Raw genomic sequence first — 20,954 nt, 5'->3', positions numbered from 1 at the left:
GGCCGGTGCACATCCGCGACACGATGGACGTTCTGCTGAGCCGGACCTTCGCCTCGACCCATAGCCGCCCCTGGCCGCTCTGAACGCGCTGCCCGTCCGGGCCAGGCCAGCGACCTCCACTGGGCCTCGTTCGCCCTTCCTGGGCGTCGTTGTCAGTGGTGGGCTCTACCGTGGTGGTACGGCGTTTGGCAGGTCAGGAAATGCTAAGGGGGAGGCGGCATGCCCGAGTGGGTCCTCGCGATACTCGTTCCGGTCGGTCTGCTGGCGGTGGGGCTGGGGGTGTTCCTGGTCTGGGCCCGCCTGGGGACGAAGGAACCGTTGCCTCACGACAACCGGATGCCGGAGACCCATTTCCGGCAGGGTGGTGGTATCGGCGGCGGCTGACCGGCGCCGTTCGGCTCGGCACGGCCGGCCTTTGCCGTGGCGACCCGAAGGGGCCGGACCGGTCGTCCGGCCCCTTCGGGTCGCCTGGGCAGTGAAGCCGGAGGGACTGATCTGGCATGGCCAGGATCTGTTCCGCCTCAGCTACGGCGCGGCGTAGCGGCAGTTGCTCCCGGCGGCCGGCCGCCGGGAGCATGTGCTCCGGCGCCACTGAACGCAACGCACCGAGCGGTCGCAGTCGGCCTGGGCAGCCAGGGTGATGCCACGTCAGAGTGAGCGGCTTGTGTTTGGTGGGGCGCCAGGTCGCCGCATGATCTCAAGCGGCAAGGTGCCTTCCCCTCGGCGGGGGATGGGCGGCTCTATCGCGTCGCCGGCTGGTGGAGCCAGGGCGCGCTGGTGGCCCAGAAGATGGCGTCGGCGCCGAGGGTGTTCGTGCCGAAGTCGGTGAACTCCTGCCGCGTGTACGGCTTCTTCGTCTTGGGGTTCTTGTACTGGAAGTCGGGCTCCTGTACGGCCATGGCCACCATGGGGAGCTGTCCCCGGTACTTCTTGAAGAAGGGATACGAGTTCTCCATCTGCGCCGGGCGGTCCGGCAGGATGTCCGGTCCCCCCAGGCCGATTCCGTGCTCCTTGGCGAACTCGAAGGTACGGCTCATGTAGGTGCGGCTGTTGTTCCATTCGCCGGGCCAGAAGTTGACGTACTGGATGAACGGCGTCTTGGTGAAAACCTTCTTGCCGTAGGCCATGTTGTCGAGTTCCGCCTTGAAGTAGGCGTCGTCGCTGTAGCCGGTGTGGTCTTTCTTGGTGTCCACCTCGGTGGCGGTTTCCGGCAGGTTCACCCCCGCGAGGCGACCGTCGAACCGCTGTGACATCGCCTTCAGCAGCTGCTGGAAACGGCCCCGCACCTGCGGGTTCCATTGCGCCGCGACCGCTCCGGGCTCACCGGGGCCGAGGCCGTTCTCGTTCTTTGTCGGAGCCGCGCCTCCCTTGTACTCCGGATCCTCCAACAGATAGTCCGGGAGCCTCGTCGGCGGCGCGAAGAACCGGTCCTGGACCTGGATGAACAGCTTCTTGTGGCGGGACTGCAGCGCGTTCAGCGCCCGGTCGATCTCCGAGAAGTCGTACTGATTCTTCCTCCGTTCGAGCGCCTTCCACGGCACCACCAGCTGCACGCCGGCGACGTCGGGGCGATCGATCAGCGGCTTGACCTCGGCATCGAAATCCCCGATGGAGGCGTACAGGTAATTCTTCGCCGCCTTCGTTCCGGGTGCTGCGGGGGAAGCCTTGCCGGAATCCGGAGCGGGAGCCCCGGAGGCCACCGCGGCCGCGCCCGTCAGGCCCATCGCCACGAGAATTCCGACACCGACAGCAATTCGTCTGGTCACCATGGACCCCACGGTGCGGCACAGTTGTGAGAGAGATATAAGAGGGCCGGGCAGTGCTCCTGGCCAAGAGGCCCTCCGAATGGGTTCGTTGGCAGTGAGAAGGACACGGTCCCACTGCGTCCACCTGCTGCCGACCTGCACGCGACCGAGCCTCCCGGTGAGCCCGGGCCAAGGGTGTGTGACGCAGGACATGCAACCCGCCGACGGTCCGGAGTGGTCCCTGAGGCATGCTGCACTCTCCTTCCCTCCCTGCCGCCACCGGTGTGCCGACGACCGGCACCGTCGACCTGACGGTGGTGGTGCCCGCGTACAACGAGGAGCACCGGTTGCCTCGGACCCTCGATGCGATCTGCCGCTATCTGCGTTCCTCGCCCGGTCGGCACGCCGGCTGGGAATTGATCGTCGTCGACGACGGTTCCACGGACGCCACCGCGGCCGCTGTCCGCGAGGCGGCGGCGGCCGAGCCGAGGATCCGTCTGGTGGGGTCGCCGTCGGACCCCGGACTGCCTGCCTCGCACGCGCGCAACCACGGCAAGGGGCATGCGGTGCGCATGGGCGTGCTCGCCTCGAGGGGCGGCCGGGTGCTGGTGACCGACGCCGATCTGGCCACCCCCATCGAGGAGGTGGCCCTGTTGCATGACCAGCTCGACGCGGGATTCGCCGCCGCGATCGGATCCCGCGCGCAGGGGGGCGCACGCGTCGAGGTGCGTCAGCATCCGCTGCGCAAGCTGCTCGGCCGGGTGGGCAACCGGCTGATCCGGGCGGTCGCCGTGCCCGGTGTCCGGGACACGCAGTGCGGCTTCAAGCTCTTCGACGGCGACCAGGCACGCGCGGTCTTCGGACGCTCGCGGGTCGACGGCTGGGGCATCGACGTGGAGATCCTGCGGATGTACCACGAGGCGAAGTGGCCGGTGGCCGAGGTGCCGGTGCGCTGGGCCCACCAGGCGGGGTCCAAGGTGCGCGCGCTGGACTACGCCGGAGTCCTCCTGGAACTGGTGCGGCTGCGGGTGCGCGGCGCCCTGCGGAGGATGCGGCCCGCCGACCGGGTCGTGGTGCTCGGCTACCTGCTGGTGTCCGTGTGGCTCTTCAAGGGGCTGTGGGCCGGTCTCGACCGGAGCTACCTGGCAGACAGCGGGCAGGACCAGAACCAGTGGGAATGGTTCTTCGCGGTCACCGCGCACCATGTCTTCGGGCTGCACGACCCGTTCTTCACCACGCTGCAGAACCATCCGCTGGGCGTGAACCTGATGGCGAACACCGCCATGCTCGGGCTGTCCGTCCCGCTGGCGCCCGTGACCGCGGTTTTCGGACCGGCCATGACCTGGGCGCTGGTGCTGACCGGCGGCCTGGCCGCGACCGCGGCTGCCTGGTACTGGCTGCTCCTCAAGCGATTCGTACGGTCGCGCCGGGCAGCCGCGCTCGGCGGGGCCCTGTGCGCGTTCGCACCGCCGATGATCTCGCACGCCAACGCCCACCCGAACTTCGCCGTGCTGTTCATGATGCCGCTGATCACCGACCGGCTGCTGAGGCTGTGCGAGGCCCGCGGCCAGGACGGTGGCGGCCATGACGACGGTGGGGGAACCACTCGCCGGCGTACCGTCCGGGACGGTGTGGCCCTCGGCCTCCTCCTGACGTACCAGATCTTCCTCGGGGAGGAGGCGCTGCTGCTGGCAGCCGTCGGCCTGCTGCTCTTCGCGGTGGGCTACGTGGCCGGCCGCCCCGGCATCGTCCGGAGGGTCCGGCACTCCCTCGCCCGCGGCCTGGCCGTCGCCGCGGGTGTCTCCTCGCTGCTGCTCGCCTACCCGCTCGGCCGGCAGTTCTTCGGCGCCCAGAGCTATACCGGTGTGCTGCACGGCCCGACGGGCAACTCACCGCGTGCGCTGGTGGAGTTCGCGGGCCGCTCGCTGGCGGGGGACCCGGCCACGGCCGACGCCCTCGCCCTCAACCGCACCGAGCAGAACGCCTTCTTCGGCTGGCCGCTCGCCGTGTTGACCGTCGTGCTGGTGGTGTGGATGTGGCGGGATCCTCGGGTCCGGGGGCTGGCGACGGTCGCCTTCGGGGCCGTGCTGTTGTCGCTGGGCCGCACCCTTCCGGTGCCGGGCACGGACGTCACACTGCCGGGGCCTTGGCGGCTGTTCCACGACCTCCCGTTGTTCGAGTCGGTCATCGAATCGCGGATGGCGATGGCGGCGGTACCCGCACTCGGCATCCTCGTGGCCCTGGCCTGCGACCGCTGGGAGGCTCTGGCCCGGCCTGCCGGCTTCACCGGGCACGTGGCCGCCGACGACCGGGCGCTGAGGGCCGTGGGGTGGGCAGCAGTCGTCGCCGCACTCCTCCCGATCGTGCCCACGCCGCTGTCCACCGTCGACCGCCCCGCCGTCCCCTCGTTCGTCGCCGACGGCACCTGGCGCGCGTCCGTAGCGGAGGGACGCACTCTCGTCCCCGTGCCGCTGCCCGACCCCGGCCGCACGGAAGCTCTGCACTGGCAGACCGCCGCCGGCTTCGGCTTTCCGCTGCCCGGAGGCTACTTCAACGGACCGTACGGGCCCGACCGGACCGGCATCTACGGCCCGGTGCCCCGCGCCACCTCCGCCCTCCTGAAGGAGGTCAGCCGCACCGGCCGGATCCCGGACATCGGCCCGGCACAGCGCCGAGCGGCCCGCGAGGACCTGCGCTTCTGGCGGGCGGGAGCGATCGTGCTCGCTCCGCAACCGGGAGACCAGGCGCTACGTCTCACTGTGCAGCGGCTGATGGGGGCGCCAGGACGGTGGATCGGCGGCGTCTGGATGTGGCAGGTGCACGGGCGCACCCGCGCGCGATCGGAAGCGGCCTGAAAGCGAGAGTATGAGCGGCACGACATGACCGGGATCGGACCCAAGGACCGTATCGAGGCCGAGCAGGCGTACACGGAGTACGTCTCCGCCAGGCTGCCCAGGCTCCGCCACATTGCACACCTGCTCTGCAAGGACCCCCACCGCGCCGACGACGTCGTGCAGACCACCCTCACCAAGCTGTACGTCCACTGGCGGCGCGCCAGCGCAGCCGACGACCTGGACCGCTATGTGCACACCATGCTCGTCCGGTGCTTCCTCAACGAGCAGCGGCTGGCATGGGCGCGCGTGCGCCTCTCGGGAGCCCCGCACGAAACCCCGGGGCTGCCGCCCGCCGAAGGCGTGCCGGACATCGAGACGCGCACCGTCGTCCACACCGCGCTTTCCCGCGTCCCGGCGCGGCAGCGCGCTGTGCTCGTGCTGCGCTACTTGTGCGATCTGCCGGTGGCAGAGGTGGCTGGGATCCTGGGCTGTTCGGAGGGAAACGTGAAGAGCCAGTCCGCCCGCGGCCTCACCCGGCTGCGTGCCCAACTCGGCGGTCAACTGCCCGTATCCGCGGCGTCCATGAGGGAGGCGTAGCGGCCGTGCACGACGATGAACTGGAACGAGAAGCGGCCCAGCTGCTCTCCCCGCTGCGCGATCTCGAACCGGGGCCCGGGGCGCCAGGGGTGGACGTGGCCCGCGCCATACGGCAGGGGCGACAGCGGGCACGGGTCCGCCGGGCGGCAGCGCCAGTGATCGCGGCAGCCGTGGTCGCGGTGGTGGCCGTGGCCTTCTTTCTGGTGATCCACGCCCTGCCCGGCAGTCGCAGCGTGCCGCCCGCCGACCGTCCGCTCACCCCCAAGCCGGCCCCGTCCGCCGTCCGGACACCGAGCCCGAGCGCCACGGAATCACCTTCGCAGCCACCAAGCCCGTCGCCGGACCCCACGGGAACACCGACGGATACGTCGACAGCCCCCACGGAGACTCCCTCGGGCACGGGAACTCCTTCGGGTACGGGAGCTCCTTCGGGCATGGCGACACCGAGCTCGGGCGCGCCGGCCACTGGGCTCCCCTCCATCGGCGCCACTCCCACGAACTGAGGCGCTGCGTCCTCCGGCCCCCAGCCTGCCGGACGGAGTGCTGTTCTGGGGGGGCTTGGAGCGTGGGGAGACGATGCTGGGTCCGGCGGGCAAAGCTACCTGCCGAGGGCCGACGGCCGAGGGCCAGAGAGGGCGGCGGCCGGGCCCTGGCCAGGGGAAGACACTGACCTGCTGATGCGAACGAATCCGCCGAGAGGGAACAGGTTGTGGTTCCGCCGCGGCAAGGCACAGCGGTGCCCCCGCGCTCCGCACGGGCACGGGGACACCGGTGCACGGCACCGTCGTGCGTACCGGGTTGGGCGGTGCCGTGGCTGCGACCACCGCCCGACCCGGAGCTTTCAGGCCTGCGCCACCACGTCGAGGGCGTGGTGCTCGTGTGCGCAGGCGTCGTCGATTCCGTATGTGTCCCAGGCGGGGAACGGGTCCTCGAAGGGCGGTTCCCCGTCGGCCAGAAGGCAGTCGGCCAGGGCCGCCCGCAGCGCTTCGGCGCGCAACTCCGTTCCGATGAAGACCAGTTCCTGGCCCTGGCTGTCGTCGGGGGCGCGGGCGCCGGACGGTTCAAAGCGGGCGACCGCGCCTGCCTGCGACCACAGTCCGGTCACGTTCGGGCGGCTGGCCAGCCAGAAGAAGCCCTTGGAGCGCAGGATGTGGCCGTAGGCGCCGCTGTCGAGTCCCTCGGCGACGAAGGTCCACAGCCGGCCGGGGTGGAACGGCGCGTCGGCGCGGAAGACCGTGCTGGAGATGCCGTACTCCTCGGTCTCCGGTACGTGGTCGCCGTTGAGTTCCCGCACCCAGCCCGGGGCCAGCTGGGCCCGCTCCAGGTCGAACAACCCGGTGCCGAGGATGTCGGCGGTGTTCACCCGGCCGTGCCGGGCGGCCACGATGCGGGCGGCCGGGTTGAGGCGGGCGAGTGCCGCCTCAAGACGTTCGGCGCTGGGCCCATCGACGAGGTCGGTCTTGTTGAGGACGATGACGTCGGCGAACTCGATCTGGTCCATCAGCAGGTCACTGACGGTGCGTTCGTCGTCCTCGTACTGGTCCAGGCCCCGCTCGGCCAGCCCGTCACCTCCGTTCAGCTCGGGCAGGAAGTTGGCGGCGTCGACGACGGTGACCATGGTGTCGAGTCGGGCGAGGTCGCCGAGGGTCGCCCCGTCATCGCGCGGAAAGGCGAAGGTGGCGGCGACGGGCATCGGTTCCGAGATGCCGCTGGACTCGATGAGGAGGTAGTCGAAGCGCCCCTCGCGGGCCAGCCGGTCCACCTCTTCGAGCAGGTCGTCGCGGAGCGTGCAGCAGATGCAGCCATTGGTCATCTCGACCAGGCGCTCCTCGGTACGGGAGAGGGCGGCCTCCCCGCCGCGCACCAGCGCCGCATCGATGTTGATCTCGCTCATGTCATTGACGATGACCGCGACGCGCAGGCCCTCCCGGTTGCCCAGGACCTGGTTGAGCAGCGTGGTCTTGCCGGCCCCGAGGAAGCCGGACAGGACGGTGACGGGCAGTCGGTTGTGCGTCATCCCGTCGACTCAGCTCTCCGGACGCAGGAGCCCGCGTTCGTACGCCTTGGCCAGCCGCTGCGGTACGAGGTGGGACGAGCCGTCGACGGTGACGGGCACGAGCTGGACAGTCGCGGCCTTCCACTGGGCGCGGCGGTGGCGGGTGTTGCTGCGGGACATCTTCCGTTTGGGCACAGCCATGGGGGACCTCCGAGGTGATGGGGTGGGGCGACGCTATATGAAAATGGATGCCATTATCAAGATGGCTTGGCTCGGTCGGCCTCCTGGCGCCCCACGGCTGCGCGACCCGCCGACTGTGGCCTTGGCCCCGCAGGGGGTGCCGGGGGTGCCGGGTGTGGGGGCGGTCCGCGTCACGGTGGCCGACCGGGGGCGGCGCGTTGGGGGTCGTTGCGGGGCCGCTAACGGAAGCACCCGGCAATATGTACAACCAAAGTTGAGAATCTAGAGTTGTGCAACTATGGTTGTATGTATACCGAGGGTGGGGCGAGCCCCATCCGCGAAGGCAAGGAGTGCCCCCTCATGGCTACCGCCACCCATGTCACCGGCAGGGTTGCCCGCGTGCTCGGGCCCGTCGTGGACGTGCAATTCCCTCCGGACGGACTGCCGGAAATCCACCATGCGCTGCATGTGGACGTGGATTTCGCGGGCGAGCGGCGCACCGTGACGCTAGAGGTGGCACACCATTTGCCGGATGGCCTGGTGCGATGCATCGCCATGCAGATCACCGACGGTCTGGTCCGTCAGGCCCCGGTGACCGATACCGGTGCCCCGATCACGGTCCCGGTCGGGGATTTCACCAAGGGGAAGGTGTTCAACCTTCTCGGCGATGTCCTGAACGGGACCGGGGAGCCCGCCGACGCCGTCGAGAGCCGGCCGATTCACCGTCATCCGCCCCGCTTCGACGAACTCGAGTCGAAAACGGAGATGTTCGAGACCGGCGTCAAGGTCATCGATCTGCTGACCCCGTACGTCAAGGGCGGCAAGATCGGTCTGTTCGGTGGTGCCGGTGTCGGCAAGACCGTGCTGATCCAGGAAATGATCTACCGGGTGGCCAACGACCACGACGGTGTGTCGGTGTTCGCCGGGGTGGGTGAGCGCACCCGTGAGGGCAACGACCTCATCGAGGAGATGACGGACTCCGGCGTCATCGACAAGACGGCGCTGGTCTTCGGGCAGATGGACGAGCCGCCGGGCACTCGTCTGCGCGTCGCCCTGGCCGGTCTGACCATGGCGGAGTACTTCCGCGATGTGCAGAAGCAGGACGTGCTCTTCTTCATCGACAACATCTTCCGTTTCACCCAGGCCGGCTCCGAGGTGTCGACTCTGCTCGGCCGTATGCCGTCGGCGGTGGGTTATCAGCCGAATCTGGCGGACGAGATGGGCCTGCTCCAGGAGCGCATCACCTCGACCCGTGGTCACTCGATCACTTCCATGCAGGCGATCTTCGTTCCCGCCGACGACCTGACCGATCCGGCGCCGGCCACGGCCTTCGCCCACCTCGACGCCACGACGGTCCTCTCCCGCCCGATCTCGGAGAAGGGCATCTACCCGGCGGTCGACCCGCTGGACTCGACGTCCCGGATCCTGGACCCCCGCTACATCTCGCAGGACCACTACGACTGCGCCTCGCGCGTCAAGACGATCCTGCAGAAGTACAAGGACCTCCAGGACATCATCGCGATTCTGGGTATCGACGAGCTCGGCGAGGAGGACAAGCTCACCGTCCACCGCGCCCGTCGCATCGAGCGGTTCCTGTCGCAGAACACCTACGTCGCCAAGCAGTTCACCGGCATGGACGGCTCGACCGTACCGTTGGACGAGTCGATCCACGCCTTCAACGCCATTGCCGACGGTGCCTACGACCACTTCCCGGAGCAGGCGTTCTTCCTGTGCGGCGGCATCGAGGACCTCGAGCGGAACGCCAAGGCGCTGCTCTGAAGGCGCCCCGCCCCGGGGGCGCTCGGGTGCGGCCCCGGTCCCGGTGGGTCGCTGGTCCCGGTGGCCTCCGCCGGATGCGGTCCCGGCGTCCGCTGCGCACCGGTGAACTGCCGTGGCGCAGCGGGCCGGAGTGGGGTCGCGGCACCGCTCAGGGGGGCGGGGCCTCGCCGGTGTGCTGTTCCCCGGCCCGGCGGGAGGCGGCCACGATGTTCTGGAGGGCCCTTACATGGCCCTCCAGGGCGTGACGTCCCGCGTCCGAGAGGTTGAGCCAGGTCCGGGGCCGTTTGCCGACGTGGCCGCGCTTCACCTCGACGTACCCGCGGTCCTCCAACTTGCTGACCTGCTTGGACAGGGCGGAGTCGGAGAGCCCGACGGTGTCGCGCACGAAGGCGAACTCGGCCCACTGCGCCGAGGACAGCACGGAAACGATCGAAAGGCGGGTGGGATCCACCAGCGCGGGATCCACCGGCATCGGATCCGCGGGAGTGTCGGTCACCTGGCTCCCAGTTTCTGTGTGCGTGCCAGCAGCCGGGCCCGCAGTCGCCGGTCCACCGGGCTGAGCGCGGTGGCCACGACGATCAGGGCGAGGATGCCGAGGGTATGCCAGTAGGGTACGTGATCGCTGAGGAAGCCCTCGGTGCGCCGGAGCGCGAAGCCCGACACGGCCAGGACCGCTGCGCATGCCGCCAGTACGACCGCGACATAGGTCGCCGGCAGGTTCCGCAGCCCTGTCGCCCGGAAGCCCAGGGCGGCGGCGCCACGACGGGAGCGCGCGGCCAGGATGTAGCCCCACATCATGGCGACGGCGATCCACAGGGGCATTTGGCCCGGGTGGTCGAGTACGTCGTAACAGGCGGCGCAGGCCAGCGCGATCAGCCCCAGTCCGAGCTTCACCAGCGGCGGCTCCCGCCGCGAGTCCAGCGCTCTCCCTTGCAGGTCGTGGGCCCCTCGCAGGGCCTGGGCGGCCTGCTCCGGCGTAGGGCGTCCGGTCATGCGGCACCTCCTGTGCTCGGTCGGGAGGAATCTCCTCCTGAGCGAGAAGTTAGCTAGTTGTTTCCCTTTGGGCAAGTACTTTCCTGAAGGAATTGGCTGCGGGGTCGGGGCGGCCCCCGCCGTCCGCTCTCCTGGCCGTGCCGGGGTCCATCAGTGCGGACACCGGGGCCGTTGTCATGAGTGGTCACTGCTCAACTGCCGCTGTCGGCCGCCGGAGACGGCGACCGGTACGCGGCGAGAGGACGGACGCCGCAGCTCCCGCGGTGGCCGCGGGAGAGGGGTGCGGAGCAGGGGAGGGAGGCGTATCGCGCTGCCGTCGGCGTGGATCCGGCAGCAGGGGAGCACTCCATACTCATGTGCTGATGGCCGGCAGCGGACAAGCTGGGGGTGGGCGGGCCAGGACCCGTTCCCGCGACGGGGCCGGTCGGTCATCAGCGCAGGGCACGACGAACAGGGAGCATGAGGTGGCGACCCCCCGGTCATCCTCGGGACCGCACGACAACGCAGGGGACGGCCCGGCGGCCGATGTCCGTGACGGGGCGTTCCCCGCCGCGGACGCTCGGCGCCGTCGCTGGCCGTTCGCGTGCCGCGCCGAGGAGCTGGCCGCCTTCCGATCCCACCTCGACAGCGCCGAGGTCCGTGTCCTGTTGCTGTACGGCCCGGCCGGGGTGGGCAAGAGCCGGCTCGCGGAGGAGTTCCTGCGCGACGCGGAACGGTCCGGCCGTCGCACCGAACGGGTGGTGGCCACCACCGCGGACGCCGCGCTGCCTCTGGGGGCACTCGGGCATCTCCTGCCGCCGGACGCTCCCGTCCACGACCCGGTGCGGACCTTCCACGCCGCGGCACAAGCCTTCGCCCCGCACCCCGCAGACGGACGCCCCCGGCGCGCCGTGGTCCTGGTCGACGACCTCCCCCTGCTGGACAACGCCTCCGCCGTGCTGCTGGGGCACCTGGTGCGGACCGGAACCGTACTCCTGGTGGGCACGGTGCGCACTCCGGTGCCACCGTCGGACGTGGTGGAGTCCTTCGAGCACGAAGAGGGAAGCCACCGCCTGGACCTGGCCGCGTTCGACGCGGCCGAAACGGCCGAAGTCGTCCGCGGAGTGCTCGGCGGGCCGGTGGAGCACGCCACGCTCCGCACCCTGAGTCATGCCTCGCGCGGCAACGCGCTGGTGCTGCGCGAGCTGGTCGCCGGCGCTCTCGACTCGGCCGGGCTGGTGCGCGAGAACGGGCTGTGGCACCTCACCGGTCCGCTGACCGGCACTCGCCGGCTGACCGAAATCGTCCACAGTCGGCTTGCCGGCCTCGACGGGCGCCGGCGCCGGGTGCTGGAGCTCCTCGCCCTGTGCGAACCCCTCTCGCCGGACGCCCTGGTGCACGGCGGGCACCGGGCCGAGGACGTCGAGGCGCTGGAGGAGGACGGACTGATCCGCGTCCGGATGGACCGCAGGCGCGTCGTCTGCGTGCTGGATCACCCTCTCTACGGCCAGGTGATGCGTCGCGGCACATCCGCCGCGCGCCGTCGGGCGATCTACCGCGACCAGGCCGCCCACCTCGCCGAAACGGGCGCCCGCCGGCGTGAGGACGCGCTGCGCCTCGCCTCCTGGCGGCTGGCCGCCGGACTGCCCGTCGGCCTGGAGACGCTGCTCCCCGCGGCCCGCATGGCACGCCACGTACGCGACTACCCCAAGGTCGTCGAACTGCTCGCGGATGTCCCGCGGTGCGACGCGGTCCTGGAGGTCTGGCTGCTGCGCGGGGAGGCATACCACCACACCGGCCGATGGGCGGCTGCCGAGGAGTCCCTGAGCGCCGCGGAACACCTGGCGGAGGGATCCGAGGACATCCTCACCGTCGCCATGGAACGCACCCAGAACCTCTATTGGGGGCTGGGTGACACCGCTCGCACCCTGGAGGTCAACGCCCGCGCCGCCACACGGCTGGACGCCGGAGGGCGGCGGGTGCTGCGCGTCAACGAGGCCGCCTACCGGCTCAACGCGGGCGCGGTGCCCGACGCACTGCGGCTGTTGGCCGACGCGGAGGACATCGCCGTCCCGCGGCTGCGGCTGTGGGCGCAGTTGCAGCGCTCGCTCGCCCTCGGCTACGCCGGCCGCACCGGTGAGGCCGCGGCACTGGCCCGCGACGTGCACGAGGAACTCGTCGCCGCCGAACGCGAACAGCGGCCGGGCAGTCCCTCGTCGCACGCCAGCGGGCCGGCCATCTATCGCGTCGCGGCGCTGACCGATGCCGGACGGGGCGGGGAAGCGCGTGCGGTGGGGCGAGCGGCCTTCGCCCAAGCGGTGGGGGCCCGGGCCCTGGCACCGCAGATCTGGATCGCCGCGCACCTGGGGCGCTGCGAACTGATCGCCGGTCACCTCGAGGCCGCGCACGACTGGTTCACCGAGGCGCTGGGCCTGGCGCGGGGCCACGGCTTCCGGCGGGCCGTGGTGTTCGCGGGCGCGGGGTTGGCCGCGGTGCACGCCCAGGCCGGGCGTGCCGACCGGGCCGCGTGCGAACTCGCCGCCACCAGCGGCCCGGAGGGCGAACGCCAGCAGGCGTCCCGGCTCATCCGGCAGCTCGCGATCGCCTGGCAGAACGCGGTCCGCGGAGCCCGACCGGCGGCACAGCGGTTGTTGCTGGAGGCCGCCGCCGGTGCCCGGGCCACGGGCATGGCCTCGTACGAGGGGTGGCTCCTGGCGGATGCCGCACGGCTCGGGGCCGCCCCCGAGGTGCGCACCCGGCTCGCGGAGCTGGCCGCGGCCGGCGACAGCCCGCTCGCCGGGGCCAGGGCGGAGCTGGCCGCGGGGCTCGCCGACGAGGACCACCGGGTGCTGCGCGCGGCCGCCGACCGGTGTGCTCGGCTGGGTGCCGACATGACGGGAGCCGAGGCCGCCGGCGCGGCGTCGGCGCTCGCGGCCCGGGCGGGGGAGTCGCGTACCGCCGCGGCCGCCGCGCTGTTGTCCCGGCGGCTGTTGGAGCGCTGCGGTACGGACCGCGTCAGCGCGCCACTGCCGCACCGGGCCGAGGCACGTCCGCTCACCGACCGCGAGCGGGACGTCGCGCACCTGGCGGCGGACGGGCTGACCAGCCAGGAGATCGCAGCTCGGCTCGTGCTGTCGGTGCGCACCGTCGACAACCATCTGCAACGGGCCTATGCGAAGCTCGGAGTCAGCTCGCGCCGTGAACTCGACCGCGCGCTGCGATGGGGGGAATGACCGCAGGGCGCCGTGGAAGCGACCCGGTTGCGGCTGCGCGGGTGGGGGCTGTCACCGCCACGGCGCCGGGCGGCCCGCTCCGGCCCGCGGCCGCGGCACCCGACGGCGCCGCGTCAACCTGGGGCAGGCTCCCCGGGTGTGCGGTGGATCGCGGTCCGCAGCATCGTCCGGTCGTTGATCTCCAGCTTGGCGCAGATGCGTTGGAGGTGATTGACGACGGTGCGGACCGCCAGGGACAGCCGCCGGGCGATCTCCTCGCTGCTCAGGCCGCTCGCCGCGGCCAGCGCCACGTCCAGCTCACGTCCGGTCAGCCCGCAGCGCACCGCCGGCGGTACCAGGCCGGGAGTACGGGCGCCACCGGGGCCTGCGAGCGCCAGGGCGCGCTCCCGGGCGGCGCGCGCCGACACCGCGGCGCCGGCCCCGGTGTGCACGGTGGCGGCCGCGTTCCAGGCTTCCGCGGCGAGCAGCCCGGCCCCCAGCGAGGACAGCCGGCCGGCACACCGCTCCAGTTGACCGGCCCGCCCGGTGGCCAGCGCCCGCGCCAGATCGGCGCGGGCGGAGGCCAGCGCACTGTCCGAGCCGGCCGCCAGTTCCGCCAGGGGCGCCACCGCCTCCCGTGCCGCCCCCAGCCGGGCCGCATCACACCACAGATGGGACTCTGCGGTGCGCAGCCCCCGCCGAGAGGCGTCCCCGGCGGCCTCGACGAGCTCGTCCCGGCCCCGGGAAGGACGGCCGGTCGCCGCCGCGAGCCAAGCGCTGACCAGCGCCGCCTCCGGACGCCACCAGCGGCCCGGACGCAGCGACCGCGCCTGCTCCCACCACAGTTCCGCGCGGTCGACGTCGCCGCACACCGCCGCGGTCAGCGCCTGTCCGCACAGACCCACCCACTCACCGGAGCGCAGCCCCACCTCGCGAGCGTGCGCGAGCACACTGCTGTACCAGACCCGGGACTCGCCCATCCTGCCTCCGAGGTAGCAGATCCAGCCCAGGTGTTCCGACAACCAGGTCTGGGCGCGCCCCGCGCCGGCATCCACCGCCCGGTCGTAGCCCTGCCGGGCCAGTTCCTCCGCCGCGGACAGCGCCCCGGACTCCGCCAGCGCACGGGCCTCGGCGCCGATCAACTGCGCCGGGTGTGCCACGCCCTCGGCGCCGGCCTCCGCCCGGCCGTGGGCCCGTGCCTGCCGGGCGGCCCGCACCGCGTCGCCCGTGCGGCCCGACTCCGTCAGGCTGTACACGCGCGGCACCGCCACGAGGGCGGAAGCGGGGGCTCCGGGCGTCGCAGGGACCTTCCGCAGGGACCGCTCGGCGCGCCGTACGTCTCCCAGCAGGCTCCACAGCGCGGCCTCGTTCGCCTCCAGGACAGCCACGTCCGGGTGACCGGCGAACGCCCGCCGGGCCGCGGAGTTGACCGCGAGCGCCTCGTCCACCCGGAGCAGGCCGAACGCCAGACTCTGGACGTGTACCACCACGGCGAACAACCGGTCGTCGTCCTGGGTGGCCTCGTCGAGCGCCCGTCGCACCGTGCGCTCGGCCTCCCGTGGGTGGCCGCCCTCGTACAGTTCCTCGGCCAGCAGCAGCAGTGTGCGGGGGTGCGGGCGCACGTGGGCCAGCTCCCGGGCCAGCCGCAGCGTGACCGCATGGTCCTGGGCCCGGCGGGCCAGCACGACTGCCCGCTCCAGCTCGCCAGGGTCCACGGCGTCGGCCGCTTCGAGGCGCCAGCACACCGAGCGCAGCAGCCCGGCGGGGCCGGGGTCCAGCGTCCGCGAGCGTGCGGCCTGGTCCCGCAGGATGCGACGGATCCGCTGCGCCGGAAGCCCCGCGCGCAGCACCTCCGGGTACAGCGGACCGGTCGGCTCGGCGCACTGTTGCGGCCCCTCCGCCACGACGCGGAGCCAGCCCTCGTCCGCCAGGGCCTGCGCGGACGCCCGTTCCGCGGAGTCCAGTGCGAGGCGCCCGCACACCGCCAACCGCTGGAGGAACGCGCTGTGCGGCGGGTCGAGGCGACGCAGCCGGTTCTCGACCAGGGCGTGCAGCCTCGGCGTGGCGGTGAGCGGGCCGACCAGCCGCCACAGCGGCCCTTCCGACACCAGTGCCCGCCGCCGCACCGCGTCGTCCACCAGTTCCCGCAGGTCGCGCGGTCGCCCCCCGCTGGTTTCGTGGAGCAGGCGCACCGTCCTGCGCTCGACCGCACCGTCCAGCACCCGTTCCAGGAGTTCTCCTACTACGGCCTGCGGCAGAGCCGCCAGGCGGACGGCGTGCAGGGCGGGCTCCGGCCACGGTGCGGCGGCACCCGGTGCGTCGGTCGTGGCGACCAGTGCGATCCGCCCAGCACGCAGCCAGGAAGCGAGCAGGTGGGCCGACGCGCCGTCCAGGTGGTGGGCGTCGTCCAGAAGCAGCACGGGCCGTCGCCGTCCGGAGGCCCGGTCGGTGTCGAGGGCGGGCGCGCCGTCGGGGTCGCGCCGCAGCAGTGGGGCCAAGGCGCCGAGCGGCACCGAGCGCGCGGCGGCGGTCGCCGTGACGCGGAGCCCCGGGTGCCCTTGGCGCCCGGCCCGCTGCCAGCACTCCTGCGCCAGCCTGCTGCGGCCGGTTCCGGAGTGCCCGGTCACCAGCACCCCACCGTGATGGGGGTCGTCGATCACGCGGCCCGCCTCGGCCAGCTCCGCGTCGCGGCCGAGCAACGGCCAGCACTGCTCGCGCCGGGGGCGCTCGGGAGGTGTCGTCTTCATCGTTGTTTCCTGAGCATCGGCGGTGCCAGGATGCCGCGGCGGTCGGCCGGTGGCACCGCGGGCCGCCGATCGTCGTGGGGGCAACGGCCGGGCCCGAAGGCCTGCCATGGGCATGAGTACCCCGCACACCTGTCGGCCGTCAATGCCGTGCACCGCGGCCGGGCCGCACGCCATGCGCCGGAGCCGGGCGCGGGCCACGGGTCCCGGACGGCGGCTCAGCGGACAGGGGTCACCCGCCGTCCCGCTGCGTCATCAGCGCGCGAAGGTCCCGGCGGTTCGCCGCCCCGACCTTCTGGTAGACCCGGTAGAGGGTGTTGCTGACCGTGCGCACGGACAGGCACAGCTGCTCGGCGATCTCCTTGTCCGGCAACCCGCGGGCCGCCAGCCCGGCGATCAGCCGCTCGCGGTCCGACAGGAGCGCCGAACGGCCGAGGAAGCGCAGCGGTGGGGTGTCCACCGGTCCGCAGCCGCGCAGCAGCTCCCGGGCCCGTGCGGTGGCCGCGGTGGCTGCCTTGACGCCCCCGCAACGCTGGTGGAACCGGGCCAGTTCGGCGTACGCCTCGGCCGCGAACAGGCCGGCACCCATCTCCGCGAAGGCCCGCGCCACCCGTCCCATGAGCTTGGGTTCCCGGGCGGCGTACGCCTCGGCGTATGCCGCCCGAGTCCGGAGGAAGGCGCCCTCCAGGTGCAGTTCGGTGGCCGGTGGCACGGGGGTGGGCAGGGACAGCCGCGCGCACTCGTGCAGTCCGATGGCCGCGTCGGCATGTGCCGCGTCCTCCAGCGCCCGCGCCACCGCGTCGTGCAGGGCCCGCTCGGCCATGGCCGTCTCCCCCCGCTCGTGGTGCCGCCGGGCCCGCACCACCGCCAGGAACATCGCGCAGTGACCGGCCTCGTCCGCGGTCAGGTCGTCGGGCAGCGGGTCCGCCACCCGCCTGTCCAGCGGCAGTGAGCTGATCGCGAGGGCGGCGTGGATCCCGGCTTTGACGTGCCACTGCCGCCATCCCACTCGGTAACTGGCGGTGAACGTCAGGCACTTCAGGGCCTCCTCGATCTTGCCGCGGTCGTGCAGCAGATGCCCCAGCGCCAGGCCACGCTGTGCGTCGATGCGCACGTGGTGGTTCTCCACGGCCTGCGCGTACTCGCGCCAGTAGATGCGTTCCGCCTCGTCGAACCGGCCGCAGTAGTGAAGAGCGGAGGCGTGCAGCTCCTCCAGGGAGTCGGCATGGAATCCGGCGGGACCGCCGGGCGTGTGGTCCAGCTCCGAGCGGAGCGTGCGGTACAGGCACAGCGCCTGGTCCGGCAGCCCCATGTGACACAGCGATCCCATCATGATGAGCCCGGCCTCCAGGGCGTGGACGTCCGGCCCGTTGCGGCGCAGTGCCTCCGCCCGCGCATGCGCCTCGGCGAAGCGGCCCTGGAAGTACCGGGCGGCCATGCGGTAGTAGTCCTGTTCGCCCTCCGGGAGGAGAGGCAGCACGGCGTCCAGCTCCGTGTACCGGGCCTGGAGCAGCAACGCGCGCGCCTCGGCCCGCTCCAGGGCACGGGCATATCGGGGCGCACTGTTGCGAACGGTTGCGACGAACGCCGTCAGCCGCGCGAACTCGGCGCCGGCGGCCAGCGCCTGGGCGTGGAGTTCCGCGGTGTCCTCACCCGGGTAGTGCTGCCAGGCCGCCCTTGTGAGCCGGATCGCGCTCGGCAGGACCTGCTCGCGCAGACTCTGCTCGACCGCCTGGTCCAGCAGCGCCCGGGGCGGCCGTTCGAGGGCGTCCAGGTGCCATTCGGCCAGGCGGAGGCAGTCGTCGTGCTGCATCAGCTCCGCCGGTCCGCCGTGCGCCGCGAGCCAGTCGCGCAGCCGGCGCCGTCGGCGCAGCGGCGCAAGGCCGTAGGACAGCGCGTAGCGGACCAGCGGGTGGTTGATGCGCACGCGCGGTTCACCGCAGCCGGCGGGGGTGTCGTCGACGGTGCGCAGCAGGTTGCGCTGTTCCAGTTCCTCCAGCTGTTCGGCGTCGCAGAAGCGCTCGACCGCCGCCAGGCGCGGTTCCCCGGCCAGGGCCACCAACTCCAGGACTTCCCGGCCCACCGGGCCGAGCCGCTGCACGTGCGGATCGACCAGCTCCAGTACGGACGGCGGTACGGGCAGCCGTTCATGGATGAAGTGCCAGCAGCCGTCCGAACGCACCAGCAAGCGCCGCTCGACGGCCGTGCGGGTCACCTCCCGCAGGAGCCGCGGGCTGCCGGCGCACAACTGGGCCAGCCGGGCCGCGCTGGTCTGCCCCAGCCCGCCCTCGAGCAGCGAGTCCGTCAGTTCCTTGACATCCGTCGCATCGAGCGGTTGCAGGTCCATGCGCACCAGCGCGTGGTCGCTCCACAGTGCCTGGATCTCCGGTGGCAGGGGCTGCCCGTCGCCGGTCACCGAGAGCAGCACTTTGCCCGCCGGATGGCACACCGCTTCGTAGACCAGGGGCCACAGGGCGGACCCCAGCAGGTCCGCGTCGTCGATGCTCAGCAGCCAGGTGCCCGCCGGGTCGCGATCCGCGGCCCGGACCAGGTCGGCCAGGGCCCGGGCAGCGGGGGAGAGGCGCCGACCCGTGTCGTGGCCGGACACCGTGGAGTCGGCGCGCGGGTGCAGGCTGATGAGCTGCCGGCGTGGGGCCAGGGCCCGGGCCTCGTGCAGCAACCGGGACTTGCCGATGCCGGCCGGGCCGGCGACCAGAACGCCGCGCGGACCCCGCCGGGACGACAACACCCGACGGATCAGCTCCAGTTCGCCGCCCCTGCCCACGAAGGGCGCATCGGTGACGAGCACCGGCTGTAGGCGGGCGACCGGGGAGTGAGGGGGGAGCGGAAAAGCATTCATGAGTTCCTGTGTTGAGGATCAGGACCGGCCCATCGACGGCGGGCAGCACGCCGCGCGCGGAAGAAGGGCGCAGGCCACCGGCGGTGACGGGACGCTTCGGGGCCGGGTACGGAGCAGGGGTGTGCAGCGGCCGCGCCGGGGCGTACGTCCGTGCCGCAGCGGCCGGGCCCGCCGGGGTGTGTGACGGGAGGCGAACGGAAGGCTCAGTGCGGCGACGGGCGGATGCGGAGGCGGTGGCGCCGGCCCCCCGGTGGCTCGCCGGCCGGCCCTCCCGGCGCCGGTGGGGTGCGACGGAATCGGTGGCGTGTTGCCGCGGACATGTCCCCCACCCCCTCCTCGCGTCCGGGACGGCCGCGTGGGCAGTGCGCGCCGCCGCGTGGGGCGACGCCAAGTGATCAATGGTCCCGGCCAGTCTCGGTATCCGTCCCGGCACCGACCAGGGGAGCGATTACTCAACTCCGTACGCATACTCCGTGCACGGACAGCGGCACGGCCCGTCCCCGCGGCATTGTGGCGCCCGGCAGCTCCCTCGGCCAGTACCCCGTGCCCCGGAACCCTGCGGAACGCCATGCCGCGCCGTTCCGGGCGGGGCTCCGGCGACGACATGCATGCCGGACGCACGTCTTTGAGTAGCCGTTGCTCCACCTGCGACCACTTTTCGGGCCGACTCTGGGGCCACCGCACCGGCCGGGGACCTGCCGGCAGGACCACGGCAGGACCGCGGCAGCGTCCCGGCGGACGCAGAGCCCCGGGTCCGAAACGCCAGGCCCCGCACGGGTGCGTCCGGCCTCGGTGTCCCCGGGCGACGTGCGCTCCACATCTCTCGATCCGAAGGCACCGACTCCTATGCGCCGAGCCAGACCACGCCCCCTCGCCATGCCCCATGTACTCGCCCTCCTGTGCATCGCGGCCGCGACCTGTGTGGCACCCGCCCGGGCCGAGGCGGCGCCGGCCGGGCCGACCGCCGTCGTCTCACTGGGCGACAGCTACATCGCGGGCAACGCCGGCCGGTGGCGCGGCAACAGCGACGACCCGTTCGGCGACCGCAGCGGTACCGATCGCGCCGCGGTGCCGAACGGATACGACCCGGGCAAGGTCTACGGGAGCACCGACGGCGGTTGCTTCCGGTCGGACGTCGCCGAGATCCAGCGCACTCGGATCCCGGTGGACCAGGCAGTCAACCTCGCCTGCTCCGGCGCCGAGTCCCCGAACATCTGGCGGCTCTCGCACGGCGGGCAGCCGCTTGACGGCGAGCGGCCCCAGGCGGATGCCCTGGCCGAGGTCGCACGTTCGCACCGTGTGCAGATGGTGGTGCTGTCGGTGGGCGGCAACGACGTCGGATTCGGCGACATCCTCCAGGCCTGCATGACCGGCTACCTGACCGGGTCCGGAAGTTGTCACACCGCCCAGCAGGCCCGGGTCCAGGCACGTTTCGCCACCGCCATGGCGGCGGTCGACAGATCGGTCAAGGAAATCCGGGCGGCGATGGCCGGGGCGGGATACGTCCCCGCGGACTACCACCTGGTCGTGCAGTCCTACCCGTCCCCGCTGCCGCGCGGAGCGGAGATGCGCTATCCGGAGTCCGGGGCGCGGACCTACGAGGGCTGCCCGATGTTCAACACCGACCTCGACTGGGCCCGGGACACCCTGATGCCACGCCTCACCGAGGGACTCCGGTCCGTGGCACAGGCCAACGGCACGGACTTCCTCGACCTGAGCGACGCACTACAGGGGCGCGAGGCGTGCTCCAGGAACTCTCACATGGCCGACGCCGGACACCCGCCCTCCGCCAATGGAAGCGACTGGGCCCGCTACTTCAACACCGGAGCGCTGCAGGGGGAGCTCAAGGAATCCCTGCATCCCAACGCCTATGGACAGATCGCGCTGGGCCGGTGCCTGGGCCGCATCTGGAACGCCGGCGGCGGTACCTGGAAGTGCCGCAACACCCCTGGCCAGGGCTATGACGGGATGTACCTCACCGCCGGCTGAAGCCGTGCCCGCACTCTCCTCCTGCGGCCTCGATCCGCTCTCACCA

The 20,954-nt window shown here is 72.2% G+C and carries 14 protein-coding genes; 6 read left to right on the top strand and 8 right to left on the bottom strand.

All coding sequences use genetic code 11. From position 1 onward, the window contains the following. The first annotated feature begins 219 nt into the window (after nucleotides 1-219). The gene (locus AB0411_RS21600) at nucleotides 220-384 is read left to right on the top strand and encodes a hypothetical protein (protein ID WP_366418885.1); all 165 of its coding nucleotides are present in this window, start codon (nucleotides 220-222) and stop codon (nucleotides 382-384) included. Between the two features lie 356 nt (nucleotides 385-740). Here the strand turns inward: AB0411_RS21600 and AB0411_RS21595 are convergent, their stop codons facing one another. Next, nucleotides 741-1,769 (bottom strand): hypothetical protein, encoded by a 1,029-nt coding sequence (locus tag AB0411_RS21595; RefSeq protein ID WP_366418884.1) that lies wholly within the window; start codon nucleotides 1,767-1,769, stop codon nucleotides 741-743. Nucleotides 1,770-1,993: 224 nt separating this feature from the next. Between AB0411_RS21595 and AB0411_RS21590 the strand changes: the two genes are divergently transcribed. Next, the gene (locus AB0411_RS21590; RefSeq protein ID WP_366418883.1) at nucleotides 1,994-4,600 is read left to right on the top strand and encodes a dolichyl-phosphate beta-glucosyltransferase; all 2,607 of its coding nucleotides are present in this window, start codon (nucleotides 1,994-1,996) and stop codon (nucleotides 4,598-4,600) included. A gap of 24 nt (nucleotides 4,601-4,624) precedes the next feature. Next, a complete protein-coding gene (locus AB0411_RS21585) occupies nucleotides 4,625-5,176 on the top strand; it encodes a SigE family RNA polymerase sigma factor (protein ID WP_366418882.1) in 552 nt (183 codons plus the stop codon). Here AB0411_RS21585 and AB0411_RS21580 read toward each other — a convergent pair. The 3 genes from AB0411_RS21580 to rpmF all read right to left on the bottom strand — a co-directional run bounded on the left by AB0411_RS21580 (nucleotide 5,137) and on the right by rpmF (nucleotide 7,373). Next, nucleotides 5,137-5,388 carry a hypothetical protein gene (locus AB0411_RS21580; protein WP_366418881.1) on the bottom strand — a complete coding sequence of 84 codons (252 nt, stop codon included), beginning with the start codon at nucleotides 5,386-5,388 and terminating at the stop codon, nucleotides 5,137-5,139. The two genes, AB0411_RS21585 and AB0411_RS21580, sit on opposite strands and share 40 nt — an antisense overlap. A gap of 629 nt (nucleotides 5,389-6,017) precedes the next feature. Beyond that, entirely contained in the window at nucleotides 6,018-7,193 is a 1,176-nt protein-coding gene (locus AB0411_RS21575; protein WP_366418880.1) for a GTP-binding protein, read from the bottom strand. 9 nt (nucleotides 7,194-7,202) lie between these two features. After that, nucleotides 7,203-7,373 (bottom strand): 50S ribosomal protein L32, encoded by a 171-nt coding sequence (gene rpmF, locus AB0411_RS21570; protein WP_366418879.1) that lies wholly within the window; start codon nucleotides 7,371-7,373, stop codon nucleotides 7,203-7,205. A 339-nt stretch (nucleotides 7,374-7,712) separates the two neighbouring features. On the opposite strand from rpmF, the gene atpD reads away from it, so the two are divergent. Further along, nucleotides 7,713-9,131, top strand: a complete 1,419-nt coding sequence (gene atpD / locus AB0411_RS21565) for a F0F1 ATP synthase subunit beta (protein WP_366418878.1) — start codon at nucleotides 7,713-7,715, stop codon at nucleotides 9,129-9,131. A gap of 148 nt (nucleotides 9,132-9,279) precedes the next feature. Here atpD and AB0411_RS21560 read toward each other — a convergent pair whose 3' ends face one another. Next, nucleotides 9,280-9,627, bottom strand: coding sequence for a winged helix-turn-helix domain-containing protein (locus AB0411_RS21560; protein ID WP_403149122.1), 348 nt, complete (start codon nucleotides 9,625-9,627; stop codon nucleotides 9,280-9,282). Continuing rightward, the gene (locus AB0411_RS21555) at nucleotides 9,624-10,124 is read right to left on the bottom strand and encodes a hypothetical protein (protein ID WP_366418877.1); all 501 of its coding nucleotides are present in this window, start codon (nucleotides 10,122-10,124) and stop codon (nucleotides 9,624-9,626) included. Before AB0411_RS21555 ends, AB0411_RS21560 begins: the two co-directional genes overlap by 4 nt. A 464-nt stretch (nucleotides 10,125-10,588) precedes the next feature. Here AB0411_RS21555 and AB0411_RS21550 point away from each other — a divergent pair, with 464 nt between their 5' ends. Then, nucleotides 10,589-13,336 carry a LuxR family transcriptional regulator gene (locus AB0411_RS21550; protein WP_366418876.1) on the top strand — a complete coding sequence of 916 codons (2,748 nt, stop codon included), beginning with the start codon at nucleotides 10,589-10,591 and terminating at the stop codon, nucleotides 13,334-13,336. Nucleotides 13,337-13,449: 113 nt separating this feature from the next. On the opposite strand, the gene AB0411_RS21545 is transcribed toward AB0411_RS21550, so the two are convergent. Next, the gene (locus AB0411_RS21545) at nucleotides 13,450-16,062 is read right to left on the bottom strand and encodes a LuxR C-terminal-related transcriptional regulator (RefSeq protein ID WP_366418875.1); all 2,613 of its coding nucleotides are present in this window, start codon (nucleotides 16,060-16,062) and stop codon (nucleotides 13,450-13,452) included. A gap of 229 nt (nucleotides 16,063-16,291) precedes the next feature. Next, nucleotides 16,292-18,919 (bottom strand): helix-turn-helix transcriptional regulator, encoded by a 2,628-nt coding sequence (locus AB0411_RS21540; protein ID WP_366418874.1) that lies wholly within the window; start codon nucleotides 18,917-18,919, stop codon nucleotides 16,292-16,294. 876 nt (nucleotides 18,920-19,795) lie between these two features. Here AB0411_RS21540 and AB0411_RS21535 point away from each other — a divergent pair. Then, nucleotides 19,796-20,908, top strand: coding sequence for a GDSL-type esterase/lipase family protein (locus AB0411_RS21535; protein ID WP_366418873.1), 1,113 nt, complete (start codon nucleotides 19,796-19,798; stop codon nucleotides 20,906-20,908). The last annotated feature ends 46 nt before the right edge of the window (nucleotides 20,909-20,954 follow it).

The organism is Streptomyces angustmyceticus, from assembly GCF_040701845.1.
GTDB lineage: Bacteria > Actinomycetota > Actinomycetes > Streptomycetales > Streptomycetaceae > Streptomyces > Streptomyces angustmyceticus_A.
This window is presented reverse-complemented; position numbering and strand designations above follow the sequence as displayed.